Source organism: Billgrantia montanilacus (assembly GCF_003336675.1).
In the GTDB taxonomy this organism is placed as follows: Bacteria; Pseudomonadota; Gammaproteobacteria; order Pseudomonadales; family Halomonadaceae; genus Halomonas; species Halomonas montanilacus.
Window position 1 is genome coordinate 189,826 of the sequence record NZ_QPII01000008.1, and the last position, 15,769, is coordinate 205,594.

8 protein-coding genes are annotated in these 15,769 nt (G+C 63.1%); 6 read left to right on the plus strand and 2 right to left on the minus strand.

Features of this window, described 5'->3' with window-relative positions:
• Window positions 1-9: 9 nt before the first annotated feature.
• Window positions 10-459, minus strand: a complete 450-nt coding sequence (locus DU505_RS12770; RefSeq protein WP_114479367.1) for a hypothetical protein — start codon at window positions 457-459, stop codon at window positions 10-12.
• 275 nt (window positions 460-734) lie between these two features.
• Between DU505_RS12770 and DU505_RS12775 the strand changes: the two genes are divergently transcribed.
• The 5 genes from DU505_RS12775 (at window position 735) to DU505_RS12800 (ending at window position 14,741) form a co-directional block, all read left to right on the plus strand.
• On the plus strand, window positions 735-2,501 hold the full coding sequence (locus DU505_RS12775; RefSeq protein ID WP_220250678.1) for a ShlB/FhaC/HecB family hemolysin secretion/activation protein: 1,767 nt from the start codon (window positions 735-737) through the stop codon (window positions 2,499-2,501).
• A gap of 50 nt (window positions 2,502-2,551) precedes the next feature.
• Window positions 2,552-10,951: a two-partner secretion domain-containing protein gene (locus tag DU505_RS12780; RefSeq protein ID WP_114479368.1), complete on the plus strand. Its 8,400-nt coding sequence runs from the start codon at window positions 2,552-2,554 to the stop codon at window positions 10,949-10,951.
• Window positions 10,948-11,238 carry a hypothetical protein gene (locus DU505_RS12785; RefSeq protein ID WP_114479369.1) on the plus strand — a complete coding sequence of 97 codons (291 nt, stop codon included), beginning with the start codon at window positions 10,948-10,950 and terminating at the stop codon, window positions 11,236-11,238. Before DU505_RS12780 ends, DU505_RS12785 begins: the two co-directional genes overlap by 4 nt.
• Before the next feature lie 424 nt (window positions 11,239-11,662).
• Window positions 11,663-14,422 carry a DUF637 domain-containing protein gene (locus DU505_RS12795; RefSeq protein WP_422667026.1) on the plus strand — a complete coding sequence of 920 codons (2,760 nt, stop codon included), beginning with the start codon at window positions 11,663-11,665 and terminating at the stop codon, window positions 14,420-14,422.
• Window position 14,423: 1 nt separating this feature from the next.
• Window positions 14,424-14,741, plus strand: coding sequence for a DUF3630 family protein (locus tag DU505_RS12800; RefSeq protein WP_114479371.1), 318 nt, complete (start codon window positions 14,424-14,426; stop codon window positions 14,739-14,741).
• Between the two features lie 137 nt (window positions 14,742-14,878).
• Here the strand turns inward: DU505_RS12800 and DU505_RS12805 are convergent, their stop codons facing one another.
• Window positions 14,879-15,481 (minus strand): MFS transporter, encoded by a 603-nt coding sequence (locus DU505_RS12805; RefSeq protein ID WP_245947931.1) that lies wholly within the window; start codon window positions 15,479-15,481, stop codon window positions 14,879-14,881.
• A 101-nt stretch (window positions 15,482-15,582) separates the two neighbouring features.
• Here DU505_RS12805 and DU505_RS12810 point away from each other — a divergent pair.
• The coding region (locus tag DU505_RS12810) for a hemagglutinin repeat-containing protein (protein ID WP_220250680.1) at window positions 15,583-15,769 on the plus strand (187 nt) is incomplete at its 3' end.

A 15,769-nucleotide genomic window follows, 5' to 3' on the forward strand; every position in this document is an offset into this window, starting at 1 on the left:
CATGACGAATCAATCTTCGAGTGAGACCGTGGCGCCGCCGAACAGCAGGCTGCGGGGGGCATCGATGGCGCGGTTGTTCATCAGCCGGTTGATGCCGACCCCACAGCGGCCCATCGTCCAGCCCAGACAGGCGGTAAAGAAGCCGTAGCCCAGGGTCCAGGAGATCCAGGAGGGCGCACCGAGCCAGCCCAGCAGGTGCCAGGCCGCCAGTACCACGGCGGCGGCCAGGGCGCCCAGCCAGAACGTGCGGACCTGGAACAGCAGGTGGCTATTGACCCAGTCGGCGCTGTTGCGACGACAGAAAAGCGCGATCAGCATGCCGAGCGGTCCCGTCACCACGGTCATGACGCTGCCCAGGTAGAGCACGTAGACGGTGGCCGCCACGCCCTTGCCACGCGTATCGGCTGCGGTCTTTGGCTCGTCGGTTGTTCGGGTATCGAGGAACGACGTGGAGGACATCGGTCACCTCCCAGTTATGTCATGCATTGAACAAGTATCCAGGATGCCACTATGCCCTCTGGCGGCGGTTTCGTCCTTGTCGTGGATCAATACTCGTTTCGCCCTTGGCAACGTGGCGGACATGGGCGAGGAGGCGCAGGTACAAAACGACTAAAGCCATCTGCCTCTCGGCCGATAACCCTTCGTATCCGACATCGAGTTCGGCTGGTTCGTTAGCTGATGCCGCCGCAGAGCGGCACAACGCACTACCAACACGAAGACATAAAGAAAACGCAATGGACGCCATACGACAGGGAATCGCCGGCTGCTTTACGCAGGCAACCGGCAGCAAGACCGTCGGCAGGGAACGCAGGAATGCCCGCCTTATCTTCATGCCAGCCTTGCTGGCGCTGAGCTTGCCGACGGCACTTTTGGCGCAGGACGCCACGCCGGACGAGCAACTGCGCCGCCAGCAGGAGCGCGAGCAGGCCGTTCAGGAGCGAGAGCTGCCTCAGGCGGATATCCGCCTGTCGGTTCCCGTGGAGGAGTTGGATCGGCTACCCGAGCAGGAATCGCCCTGCTTCGTCATCGAAGCGCTCGCCTTGCAAGGTGAGGAAGCGCAGCGCTTCTCCTGGGTGCTGGACGCCGCCGCAGGGGAGCGGGGCGAGGATTCGCCCATCGGGCGATGTCTCGGTACCGAAGGCATAAACCTGGTCATGAAGCGGGCCCAGAATGCCCTGATCGAGCGCGGTTTCATCACCAGCCGAATCCTGCTGGAAGACCAGGATCTCAGCGGTGGCACCTTGACGCTGAGCCTGATTCCCGGGCGCATCGCCGCCATCCGCGTTGTCGACCCCAGCCGTTTTCATGCCTCGCTGCGCAATGCCGTGCCTGCGCGGCAGGGTGATGTGCTCAACCTGCGCGATATCGAGCAGGGGCTGGAGAATTTTCAGCGCCTGCCCTCCGTCGAGGCCGATATCCAGATCGCGCCGGCAGAAGATCCGGGCGCCAGCGACCTGCTCGTCGACTATCAGCAGGAGTGGCGCCTGCGCCCCTCGTGGACGGCCGACGACAGCGGCAGCGATGCCATGGGCCAGTACATGGGCGGCGTCGGTATCTCCTTCGACAATCTCCTGGGCATCAACGACCTCTTCCATATCCACCTGGGGCGGGACCTCGGCGGCGGCGCTTCCGGGCCGCGCGGCAGCCGCAGCCACAGCCTCCACTACTCGGTGCCCTGGGGCTACTGGAGCCTGGCGCTCGACTACAGCGACCACGAGTACTACCAGACCATTGCCGGTGCCTTCCAGGAGTACGTTTACAGCGGAACCAGCCAGCAGGTTGGGGCGACTCTGTCGCGCCTCGTCTATCGTGACGCCACCCGCAAGACCACGGTGTCGCTGGGAGGCTTCCAGCGCCGCTCGCGCAACTACATCGACGATATCGAGATCGAGATCCAGCGTCGGGTGGTGGGTGGCTGGGAGGCGGGCATCGACCACCGCGAGTTCATCGGCCGTGCCACCTTGGATCTCGGCACCGCCTACAAGCGCGGTACCGGCGCCTTCGGCTCCCTGCCGGCACCCGAGGAAGCCTTCGACGAAGGCACCTCGCGCTTCCAGCTCATCTCCACCCATGCCGGGCTCACGCTGCCGTTTCAGGTGGGTGGCCAGACGCTCGAGTACCGCGGCCGCTGGCGCATGCAGAACAACCTGACGCCGCTGACACCGATCGACCGTTTCTCCATCGGCAGCCGCTACACGGTGCGGGGTTTCAACGAGGCCAGCCTGGTGGCAGAGCGGGGCTGGCTGGTGCGCAACGATCTCGGGCTGGCGCTGGGCAACAGTGGCCAATCGCTCTACGCGGGGCTCGATTACGGCCGGGTGAGCGGTCCAAGCACCGAGTGGCTGCTTGGCTCGGAGCTTGCCGGTGCGGCGGCGGGCCTGCGCGGCACGCTGTTCGATCACCTGAGCTACGACGCGTTCGTCTCTACGCCGTTAATAAAGCCCGACGGCTTTCGTACCGATCATCGTGTCACCGGCTTCAGCCTCTACCTCTCGTTCTGACTGACTGTTCTTACTGAAAAAACTGACATAAGCCACGCAGGGACGCACTTATGAATCGGCAATGCTATCGACTCGTTTTCAACCGGGCCAAGGGCCAGCTCGTTGCCGCCTCGGAGCTTGCCGTGGCCACCGGAAAATCGCCGAAAGAGGGCGGCCGGGCAGGGCGCCGTCGGCGCTCACTTCGCCAACCCGCCATCGCCGCCACGCTGGCGATGCTGCTGCTCGCCAGCCCAAGCGCCCAGGCCAGCATCGCCAGCGATCCCAACGCCCCGGGCAACCAGCGCCCCACGGTGCTGGAAACCGCCAACGGCGTGCCCCAAGTCAATATCCAGACACCCAGCGCCGCCGGCGTCTCGCGCAACAGCTACCGCCAGTTCGACGTCTCCTCCAAGGGCGCGATTCTCAACAACTCGCGCAGCAACACCCAGACTCAGTTGAGTGGCTGGGTGCAGGGCAACCCCAACCTCACCAGCGGCGAAGCCCGGATCATTCTCAATGAGGTCAACTCCGCGAACCCCAGCCAACTGCGCGGCTACCTGGAAGTGGCCGGCTCGCGGGCCGAAGTGGTCATCGCCAACCCTGCAGGTATCGACGTCAATGGTGCCGGCTTCATCAACGCCAGCCGCGCCACCCTGACCACCGGCACGCCCGAGCTGCGCAACGGCGAGCTGACCGGCTACCGCGTGCAGCAGGGTACCGTGACCATTTCCGGCGCCGGGCTGGATGCCAGCGGCACTGACTATACGGCGGTGCTGGCTCGTGCCGTCGAGGTGCAGGGTGGCGTCTGGGCCAACGACCTGAACGTGGTGGCCGGGGCCAACCGCATCGGCACCGACGGCCAGGTGGTCGAACGCCTCAACCCCCAGGGCGATGCACCGGAAGTCGCCATCGACGTTGCCCACCTGGGCGGCATGTACGCCGGCAAGATCCGGCTGGTGGCCACGGAAACCGGCGTGGGGGTCAACAACGCCGGCAACGTCGCGGCGATTCATGCCGGCGGCGTGGGTGAAGTGGCCCTCACGGCGGATGGGCGCATCGTCAACCGCGGCTCGATCACCGCCGAAGGCGATATCCAACTGGCGAGCCAGACGCGTATCGATAACCTTGGCTCAGGCACCATCCTGGCCCAGGGCGACCTGACGCTTAGCGCCACCGGGGCGCAAGGCAGCATTCGCAGTGCCGCCGATGCCACCCTGGCCGCCGGTGTCGACGCCGGCAGCCAGCGCCTTGGCGACAGCGGCCAGCTCACCCTTGCCGCCGACGGCAGCATCAGGGCCCAGGGCCGCAACCTGGCCGGCGCCGGCTTCCTGGCCGAAGCCGATACCGTCTCGCTGGCCGGCAGCGAGACCCAGGCCCGAGATATCTCAGTCACCGCACGCGACGGCGATATCGATGCCAGCGGTGCCACGCTCACCGCCAGCGACACCCTCACCGCCAGCGCCGGGGCCACGCTGCGCACCGATAACGCCAGCGTGCAGGCCGAACGGCTTGAACTCAGCGCCGCGAACATCTCCAACCGCGACGGTGAGATCGTCCAGTTCAGCGACGAAACCCTGACCCTGAACACCGGCACGCTGGACAATAGCGGCGGACGCGTGATCGCCAGCGCCGACATCGCCATTCGGGCCGACGAACTCGACAACGTTGCGGGTAACGTCACGACCGGGAGCTCGCTGGATATCGAGGTGCTGGGTGAGGTCGACAATACCCAAGGCCGGCTGGTAGCCGAGAACGACCTTCGCCTCAGCACGATTCGGCTGGATAACGCCCAGGGGCTGATGGGCGCGGTGCAGGGATCGCTCGATGTTGCCGCTGAATCACTCGACAACACCCGGGGCCGCATCGAAGCTGCGGATGGCTTGCGCCTCGACGTAGCCGACACGCTGACCAACGAAGCCGGCGAGATCGTGCAACTGAGCGACCAGGGCGAACTCCAGATTTCCGCCGCGAACCTGCACGGCAGCGATGGGCTGATCGTCAGTCAGGGCGCTCTTACCGTTGAGGGCGGCGAGATCGTTCTCGACGGTGCTCGCACCCAGGCCCAGCGCATCGCCCTGCAAGCGGATCATCTCCAGCACCGTGGCGGCGAGCTGCTGCACCTGGGCAGCGATGCTCCCCTGTCCCTCGACGTTGCTCAGGCGGTGGACAACCGTGCCGGCCTGATCGCCAGCAATGTCGACCTGGTGCTGCGAGCCGGTGAGCTGATCAATCGGGAGGGTACGCTTCAGGCGGCGGGCGATGCCGTGATGAGCGTGGCGTCGCTGAATAACCGGGCGGGCGAAATAGTCGCTGGTGACAGCCTGGAAATCGAGGCGGATGGTGATATTGATAACAATCAGGGGCAACTGCTGGCTCAGCGGTCGCTCGATCTACAGGCGGCAAGTCTCGGCAATGTCCATGGCGCGATCGGTACGGTGGAGGGCGATCTCACCCTCACCCTCGGCGGTACTCTCGACAACGGTAATGGCTCGATGGAAGCGGGCGGCAGGCTGCGCTCGAATAGCCGGGAGCTGAACAACCAGGGCGGCACCCTGCTCGGCGAGCGAGTCACGCTGAATACCGCCGGGCGGCGGCTGGACAATACCGGGGGCCAGATCGCCGCTCGCGACGTTCTCACCATCGTCAGCGGCGTGCTGGACAACACTGGCGGCACGCTGCGTTCCGGCGGCAGCCTTGCCCTCGATACCCAAGGCCGAAACCTGATCAATCGCGACAACGCCGATACCGGCGGCATCCTGGCCAACGGCACCCTGGTCATGCGCAGCGGCCAGCTTGACAATACCAGCGGCTTGATCGGTGCCGGTGGGCTGGATATCGAAGCCGCAGGCGTTACCAACCGGAATGGCACGCTGTTCAGCCGGGGCGAGCTGGCCCTAGCGGCCACCGACCTCGACAACCGCACAGGAGAACTCCTGGCGCTGGGCGACATACGACTCGCCCTGGGCGATGCGCTGCGCAACCAGGGCGGCCTGGTGCGGGCTGTCGGCTTGCTCGATATTGTCGCCAGGCGCCTGCTCAACGGCACGACCCAAGGCGACGAGCAGGGGCTCGAAGGCCGCAGCGTGAGCATCGCCGCCGACGAAATCCATAACCGGCAGGGTGCGATGCGTGCCGACGAACGGTTCGACCTCGTATCGGCCAACGTTATCGACAACCGGGATGGCCTGTTCTCTTCACTGCACACACTCGACGTGCAGACCAGCGACCTCGACAACCAGGGCGGCACCCTGATCGCCAACCAGCGGCTGGCCCTGAATCTGGCGCGACTGCTCGGTAATGGCCGCCTGCTGTCGCTGGGTGACCTGGCACTGCAACTGGCCAGCGACTTCACCTTGAATCAGGGCGCCGAACTCAAGGCAGAGGGCGACCTCGAGTTCGCGACGACCGGCACCCTGACCAATCGCGGTACCTTGCAGGCCGGCGCCACCCTCGATCTTGCCGCCGGAACCATCGTCAACGCCGCTACCGGCGAGCTCTCGGGCACCACCACCCGGCTCACTGCCGGCCAGCTCACCAACCGTGGCCTGATCGATGGTGTGACCACCCGCATCGACGCCACCACCCTCGACAACCTCGGCACCGGGCGTATCTACGGCGACCTGCTCGGCATTCAGGCCACCACCCTCACCAACGACCGAGAGAACGGCACCTCCCCGGTAATCGCCACCCGCGAACGGCTCGACCTCGGGGTACGTAACCTGACCAACCGCGACGAGGCGATGATCTTCAGTGCTGGTGATATGGCCATCGCGGGAAGGCTCAATGCCGCGGGCAATGCGATAGGCCAGGCTCGGAGTATTGACAACAACAGTGCCACCATTGAGTCGCTGGGCGATATGTCCATCGCGGCTGATGTGCTGAATAATACCAACGATTATTTCGAGACAAGGCTTGAGTTGGTAGGGGGCGGTCCGCGGCAGGTGACTTATCTGAGACCTACAGCTTGGTCAAGTAAAAGACCTCTGAGTGAGTTCCGTGCAATAACCGCTTATGATCCGGTGACGCGCATGTCCTTGCCAGCATATGCTCATGAGCCTACCAATCAATGGTTCTTGTCTTGGTATGAGTATGATCTGGAAGTCACTGAATACGCTAGTGTAATAGCGCGGTCCCTGCCGGCAGAGATACTGGCAGGGGGAGGCCTGGCGATAAGTGGGGGCTCGTTGACCAATGATAAAAGCAAGATTGTTTCAGGAGGCAAGCTCACTGCATCACTGGACACAATCGAGAATCTCGAGGGGGTTGGCGAACGCGTGGTTCATGGGTCCGGGCAGGTTAGGTTTAGCTCTTATGTTAGACATATAGAAGGTCACGACGGGGATCCTCGTACGTACCGGTATTGGAATGATTGGGAGGATTACAGCGGCGGCTCAAGTACGACCACGATCGACCTAAAAGCGGGTGATTTCGAAGGGAACCGTAACCCGGCCGGCACCGGCACCCAAATCAACGCCTCACAAAATAACGTCACCATCAATGGCTCTGCTTCCAGTACTGGCACCATCAAGTCCGGTATCGGTTCAGTCGATGTGGGGCTGGGCATTATCGAAATCCCAGCCATCGGGCGTTCGGGGAGTGCCGTCCAGGCTTCCTCTTTCGGGTCGAGCGCGGTGATCCGCACCCTGACGCCTCAGCTGCAGCTTCCCAGCAATAGCCTGTTCCAGCTCAGGCCCACCGGGATCCGGCCGCTGGTCGAGACCGATCCGCGCTTCACCAACCAGCGCGAGTGGCTCAGCTCCGACTACCTGCTCTCGGCCCTGCACCCCGACCCGGCCATGACCCAGAAGCGCCTGGGCGACGGCTTCTACGAGCAGCGCCTGATTCGCGAGCAGGTCACCCAACTCACCGGCCAACGCTTCCTCGAAGGCTACGCCGACGACGAGGCGCAGTACGCCGCGCTGATGAACAACGCCACGACCTTCGCCCAAGAACACGACCTGCGCCCCGGCGTGGCCCTCACCGCCGAGCAGATGGCGCAGTTGACCAGCGACATCGTTTGGCTGGTGGAGCAAACGGTGACGCTGGCAGACGGCAGCACGGTGAAGGTGTTGGTGCCGCAGGTCTACGCCCGGCTGCGCGAAGGCGACCTGCGCGGCGACGGCACCCTGATCGGCGGCAGTTCTCTGAACCTGAACGTGGCCAATGAGCTGGTCAATTCCGGTACGCTGGCTGGCCGCGAGGGTGTGACCATCTCGGCGGACCGTATCGCCAACCTGAACGGCCGCATCTCCGGCGATGAGGTCTCACTAACGGCCGCCAGCGACCTGCTCAACCGGGGCGGTGACATCGATGGCCGGGCTGTCACGCTATTTGCCGGTCGCGACCTCACCCTTGAGAGGGGAAGCATCACCGCCGATAGCCTGTTGCAGGCGGGTGCGGGGCGCGACTTCAACGTTGTCGGTGCCACGCTGGATTCCGCCGGTAGCATGGCGCTGAGTGCAGGACGCGACCTCAACATTGCCAGCACGCTCGACACCCAGTCTACCCGCTACGGCCGAGTGACCCTCAGCCGTGCCGAGCTCGAACACCAGGCGACGCTCCGCGCCGGGCAGGACCTGATCCTCAACGCCGGGCGCGACCTCAGCCTCGCCGCGGCCGACGTCACTTCCGGCGGCAACGGCCTGATCGCTGCCGGTCGCAACATGGCCCTGGCCTCCCTGGCCACGGGCAGCGCATTGAGCGGCGGTCGCCTCCAACGTAGCCACCAGCAGGAAGCCGGAACCACCTTGGAATTCGGCAACGACCTCACCCTGATGGCGGGCCAGGATCTCTACGCCCGCGCCGCCGACGTGAGTGCCGGGGGCGACCTGGGCGCCATTGCCGGCCGTAACATCGAGATCGAAGCGGGGCGATCCAGCCGTTATGAAGAGCAGCGGCGGGGTGGGGCTCACACCATTGACAGCCAGAGCCGCGTGCAGGGCAGCGACTTCAGCGCAGGCGGCGACCTGACCCTGAATGCCGGCGACGACCTGCGCCTGACCGCCAGCCGTTTGCAGGCGGGCGATAACGCCTCGCTGTTTGCCGGTGGCGATATCGAGTTCCTCACCGCCCAGGAGCAGGACTACTCGCTCTACGAGAAGAAGAGTAGCGGTGGCCTGTTCGGCAGTAGCCGCACCCAGCGCGACGAGGTGAGCAAGACCCGCTCCATCGGTAGCGAAGTTACCACTGGCGGTGATTTGCTCATCGCCAGCGGGCAAGACCAGACCTACCAGGCGGCGCGGCTGGAATCCGGCGGCGACATCGAGCTGCGCAGCGGCGGCACCATCCGCTTCGAAACCGCCAGCGACGTGCACACCGAATCCCACGAGCGCAGCAAAAGCAGCTTCGCCTGGCAATCGTCCTCCGGCGAAGGCTTCACCCGTGAAACGCTGCGCCAGAGCGAACTCGTGGCCCAGGGCGACCTCATCATCCAGGCCGCTGAAGGCATCCACATCGACGTGGAGAAGATCGACCGCCGCAGCGTCAGCCAGACCATCGACGCCATGGTCGCCGCCAACCCCGACCTCGCCTGGCTGCAGGAGATGGAACAGCGCGGCGACGTCGACTGGCGGCAGGTCAAGGCCTTCCACGACAGCTGGGATTACGAGCAGTCCGGGCTTGGCCCAGGCGCAGCGCTGGCGGTGGCCATCGTTGCCTCGGCCACCGGCCAGTACTACGCCCTGGGGGCCTTGGGCGGTGCGGGCGCCGGCGCAGTGGCCGTGGGCGCGAGCGCGGCCGCCGGCTCGCTGGCCGGTACCGCTGCGGTGAGTGTCATCAACAACCGCGGCGACCTTGGCGCCACCTTCAGTGACACCTTCTCCTCAGACAGCCTGCGCAGTGCCGCCACCGCTGGCGTGACGGCCGGGGTCACCCAAGGCATGACCGATCGGTACTGGGGAACGCAGACCAACCCCACCACCGGCGCCACCAACAACCTCAAGCTCAGCCTCAACAATGGGAGCGACATCGCCCGCTTTGCCGGACAGCGCGCCACCCAGGCCGTCATCGACGCGGGCATTCGCAGCGCCGTGGAAGGCGGCAGCTACCGCAGCCACCTCGGTGACAGCCTCGAAAACGCAGTGACCCATGTAGTCACCGGCGTACTGTTCAACGCCGTGGGCGACTTTAGCCACAACCGCTTCGCTAACGGCAGCCCCGAGAAGATCGCCCTGCACGCCCTGGCCGGTGGCTTGACCGCCGAGGCCATGGGCGGCGACTTCCGCACCGGCGCAATGGCCGCCGGCGCCAATGAAGCCCTGGTGGAGTACCTGGATAGCCAGCTGGGCAGCGACCCCCAGACGCGAACTCACCTTCTGACCACCGCCTCGCAACTGGTGGGTATCGTCGCCGCCGAGCTGGTCAACGGCGACGTCTACCAGGGCGCCGAGATTGCCGCTCAGGCGACGCGGTATAACTACCTGGCTCATCCAGAAGCCAAACGGCTACAAGAACTGAACCGCCTGCTGGAAGACGGAAACCTCACAGAGGCACAGCGTCAAGTCCTGGAGGAAGAACGTCTAGCGATTCAAACACTTAGCCAGTCTCGTGACCTAGCGCTAGAGGAGGCCTGTGGCCAAGGCGGCTCTGCACAAGCGTGCAGCTACGAGCGGGCATTGCTGCAGGTTGCCATGAGTAGTTGGCAAGACGTGACGCTGGGACGAGAGGATCGAGACACGGTCTTTGCTGAGTACCTCCATACGGCGAGACAGCATGGCCAGCACCAGCAACAGCGCATGGAACGCATTGGGGCCGAAGCTCTCTCCGAGATGGTGGTTGATTCTGTCAACGCGCCCATCATAATGGGGCAACTCGTCGGGCAAGCTCTACTGGGTGACGAAGAATCTCAAGCGCTACTGCGAGAGATGGGCCAAGAGATAAAGGCCTTTGCTGACAATCTGCCGCACTCTATTCCCGAGAGTATAAGTGGGAGTATCCGAGAGCAGCTGGCCCAAGCCGATGCGCTGGAGCTGGCAGGGCAGCAGGACGAAGCCGACAGGCTGAGAGTACGCGTCGCCCTGGAAAATCAGTCGATGCTGATGGGCACAGGCGTGCTGGCGGCAAGCCTGCCGAGGCTGGCCAGGAATGTTGTCACAAGCCGGGCATTGACACGAGATGAGCTGATTGCAGGACTGCCCCAGGGCACTAAGATTACACCTGAAAACGTGGTTGATATTCGCAGGCTCCCAGATGGTCGAACTGTGTGGCTAGAAACTGGCAGCGATGCTGCTGGATTGCAACATATATATAATCGGCATGAGGTTGATTTCTCTAACAAAGGAATCCCTCGTGAGGAGATCCCAGCGGTGATTATGAACGCCTTGGAACGGGGGGATGTTGTCGGGACAAATGGCTCAGCCAGCGTTTATCGAATAAGGCATAATGGGATTGAGCAAAACATCGCGATTGGGATTGGTTCGAATGGATTTGTTGTCCGAGCGAACCCTGTTAGTTATTGGAGGCCACTACCATGATCACGCTAAGGCTCGTAAAGGAGTATATGGCAGGGCCGATATTCTGTCCTGACCCTGAGAGGATGGGACACGTGGAGGTTGATGAGCTGCCCATTTCTCAAGCGCTAAAAGCTCAAATTCTGGCTTGGGATAGCGAATATCAGGCAACATTTAACGATGACTATCCGCCAGATTCAGGCTTTGGTTCACCTGAAGCCGAGAGTATGCACATAGCTGAAGGATCAAGGCTTGCAAAGAGTTTACAGCAAGAGCTGGGGGGCGATTACATGGTGGAATACTATCCATGACCCATAGCCTCATATCCCTTCATTTTTTGCCATCGCGATTTGGCAGTCTAATATGATCATGTGCAACACCTGGCCTCATCAGGTGTTGCGTTGTCATGACACTGATATTGCCAACGTGCCGCGATCTTTAACAATCGACCCTATTGCATCTTATCCGGGGAGGCCACAGCCTACCCTGATAAGATGCTTGCCGTGATGCTGTGATGAGATTTCCGGATCACACTGGAACCCGCAGCTGGCGGGCTGGTAGACCACGCTCACATTCACCGGCGCCAACCGCCTGCTGCACGTCGCCGCCGCCGGTCGCGACCTGGCCCTGGAAACCCTGGCCACGGGCAGCGCCCTGCGCGGCAACCCCCGCCTCCAGCGCAGCCGACGCCAGGAAGTCGGCACCACGCTTGCGTTTGGCAACGACCTCACCCTGCTGGCGGGCCAGGATATCCACGCCCGCGCCGCCGACGTCAGCGCCGAAGGCGACCTGGGCGTCATCGCCGGGCGCGACATCGCCATCGAAGCGGGGCAGTCCCGTCGCTACGACGAGCAGCGGCGCGGCAGAACCCACACCATCGATAGTCGCCGCCGCGTACAGGGCAGCGACTTCAACGCTGGCGGCGACCTGACCCTGAATGCCGGCGACGACCTGCGCCTGACCGCCAGCCGCTTGCAGGCGGGCGATAATGCCTCGCTGCTGGCCGGCGGCGACATCGAACTCCTCACCGCTCAGCAGCACGACTACTCGCTTTACGAGAAAAAGAGCAGCGGCGGCCTGCTCGGCGGCAGTCGCACCCAGCGCGACGAAGTCAGCAAGACTCGCTCGATCGGCAGCGAAGTGACCAGCGGTGGCGACCTGCTCATCGCCAGCGGGCTCGACCAGACCTATCGGGCCGCGCGCTTGGAAGCCGACGGCGACATCGAACTGCAAAGCGGCGGCAGCATCCGCTTCGAAACCGCCAGCGACGTACATACCGAATCCCACGAGCGCAGCAAAAGCAGCTTCGCCTGGCAATCGTCCTCCGGCGAAGGCTTCACCCGCGAAACGCTGCGCCAGAGCGAACTGGTGGCTCAGGGCGACCTCATCATCCAGGCCGCCGACGGCATCCACATCGACGTGGAGAAGATCGACCGGCGCAGCGTCAGCCGCACCATCGACGCCATGGTCGCGGCCAACCCCGACCTCGCCTGGCTGCAAGAGATGGAGCAGCGCGGCGATGTCGACTGGCAGCAGGTCAAGGCCTTCCACGACAGCTGGGACTACTCCCAATCCGGGCTTGGAGCAGGCGCGGCACTGGCGGTGGCCATCGTCGCCGCCGCCTGGGCCGGCCCGGCTGCCTCCGGCTTACTGGGGCTGGCCGAAGCTGGCGTAGCCGCCAGCATGGTCAGCGCGGGCGCCGGTTCACTGGCCGGCACCGGCGCGGTCAGCCTGGTCAACAATCGCGGTGACCTGGGTACCGCCCTCGGCGATACCTTCTCCAGCGACAGCCTGCGTGGCGCTGCCACCGCCGCCCTCAGTGCCGGCATGACTTCACGCGTCGATAACGTATGGGGCGGGTTGACCAACACCTCCACCAACACTACCTCGGGGCTGGACCTGCGCAGTCTAGGTGGCATCGGCCGCTTCGCCGGCCATCGTGTCACACACGGGATCGCCAACGCCGGTCTGCAAACCGCCATCAACGGCGGCAGCTTCGAGCGTAACCTGGATGCCGCGCTACAAGGCGCCGTGCATCATGTCGCCAGCGGCGTGCTGTTCAACGCCGTGGGCGACTTCAGTCACAATCGCTTCGCTAACGGCAGCCCCGAGAAGATCGCCCTGCACGCCCTGGCCGGAGGATTGACCGCCGAAGCCATGGGTGGCGACTTCCGCACTGGGGCGATGGCCGCCGGAGCCAACGAAGCCCTGGTGGAGTACCTGGACAACAAGTTGGGCAGCGATCCCCAAACACGCAACTACCTGCTGACCACGGCTTCGCAGCTGGTGGGTATCGTCGCAGCCGAGCTGGTCAACGGCGACGTGTACCAGGCAGCCGAGATCGCCGCGCAAGCCACGCGGTACAATTACCTGGCGCATCCGGAAGCCAAGCGGCTACAAGAACTGAATCGCCAACTGGAAGAGGAAAACCTCACAGAGGCACAGCGCCAAGCCCTGGAGGAAGAACGTCTAGCGATTCACACCCTCAGCCAGTCGCGTGACCTTGCGCTAGAGGAAGCCTGTGGCCAAGGCGGCTCGGCACAAGCCTGCAGCTACGAACGGGCCTTGCTGCAGGTTGCCATGAGTAGCTGGCAAGACGTGACACTGGGTCGAGAGGACCGAGACACGGTCTTTGCCGAGTACATCCATACGGCGAGGCAGCATGCTGAGCACCAGCAGCAGCGCATGGAGCGCATTGGCGCCGAAGCCCTCTCCGAGATGGTGGTTGATTCTGTCAACGCGCCAATCATAATGGGACAACTCGCAGGGCAAGCGCTGCTGGGTGACGAAGAATCTCAAGCACTACTGCGAGAGATGGGCCAAGAGATAAAGGCCTTTGCTGCCAATCTGCCGCACTCTATTCCCGAGAGTATTACCGGGAGTATCCGAGAGCAGTTGGCCCAAGCCGATGCGCTGGAGCTAGCAGGGCAGCAGGACGAAGCCGACAGGCTGAGAGTACGGGTCGCCCTGGAAAATCAGTCGTTGCTGATGGGCACAGACGTGCTGGCGGCAAGCCTGCCGAGGCTGGCCAGGAATGTTGTCACCAGCCGGTCAGGCATGGCGGGGGGAGGTGACTTTTCTGGGAGTAGGGTGCAGGATGGTGGTGGTGCTCCTGAAAAAAATCTGACAACTCCCACAAGGCCAGCATGGGATAATACTGTATCTGGAGTTGATGGCGATTTTGGTTACCTACCGACGTTAAGGCAAGGGTATGTCAGAGAAGTATATGATTTGCAACAGTCTGTCGATGCATTTAGGGCCACAGGAGCAGATCTAGAGGATGTGGCTAGATATGCTTATAGTGCCAGATCGGAGCTTAAGGTTAAGTATCGCGAATACACCCCGCCGGAAGTTCTTGAAACGATTAATGCACGTAATCTGCAAAGATATGGGGATGAGGTTGGTCCAACGTTTGATTATTTGGTTGATAAAGGTAAAACATCTGACCAGATAATTGAAAGTGCTACTAGGGCTGGCGGTGGAGATTTGTTCTGATATGAATGGCCTGGTTGAGAAGAAAGTGCTTGATATTGAGTTAATGAAATCGGGGCGGTCATGCTTGAATCTTAATTCCCGTGTTGACTGGGAGGGATTCCCAGCTTATGCAGAAAGCCTGGCACGTGCTTTAGGTGCAAAAATACAAAAAAAGACAGACTCTTTTGATATCAGGATTTGGGAGCTGTTGATAGAGGGCGAACTTATTCGCCTTGTATTCGATGACTTCCCTGTGATGGTGTCTTTGGAGTCAACGAGTGAGGCGGGTGATTCAATATTGGCAAGCGTGAAGTCTCGCTTGGAGGGTGAGGCGGGATAGTACAGCAATAGTATTCACCTGACAGGCTTGCGAAGGCTCGCCTAACCAAGCACAACCTGCCCCACCCCCCACCCAAAAAAAGCGGCGACCGAAGTCGCCGCCCTGGTGAGCCCTACAGGGCTCGATTCAGCCCGCCGTCATGACTTGGCCTGAGCCGCGGCCAGTTCCTGCCCTTCGATCATGCGGTCCACCGAGGAGACGTAGTACTCCTCGTCGAACGCGTCTTCCGGCTCCTTCAGCCAGATCAGGCAGATCAGCCAGCTGAGGAAGGCGCCGCCGGCGATGATGTAGAAGAACTGGGTGGGAGTGACGAAGGTGAAGATCGTCAGGTAGACCACGGCCCCCACGTTGCCGTAGGCGCCGGCCATGCCCGAGATCTGGCCGGTGATGCGGCGCTTGATCGAGGGGATGATGCCGAAGGTGGCGCCCTCCGCCCCCTGGACGAAGAAGGAGGTGAAGATGGTGATGGCGATGATCAACGGCCAACTGGAGTTGAGCATACCCATCAGCACGAAGCCGATGCCGATGCCGAACATGTAGCTGAGCATCACGAAGCGGCGGTTGCCCATGCGGTCCGATATCAGGCCACCCATGGAGCGTGCCACGAGGTTGACGAAGGCGAACGAGGCGGCGATCAGGCCCGCGGCGGCAGCCTGAGCCTGAGTGGCCAGAAAGTCGACGCCAGCTACGCCAGCGTCACCGAACAGAGTGGCATCGTCGCCGGCGACGGCGGCTTCCAACTTGACGTCGCCGGCCGTACCCGCCTGATCGGCGGCGCCATCGCCAGCAGCGACGCCGCAGCGGCGGCCTGCTCGGCGGCAGCCGCACCCAGCGCGACGAGGTGAGCCGGACCCGCTCCATCGGCAGCGAAGTGGCCACCGGCGGCGACCTGCTTATCGTCAGCGGACAAGACCAGACCTACCAGGCGGCGCGGCTGGAATCCGGCGGCGACATCGAGCTGCGCAGCGGCGGCACCATCCGCTTCGAAACCGCCAGCGACGTGCACACCGAATCCCACGAGCGCAGCA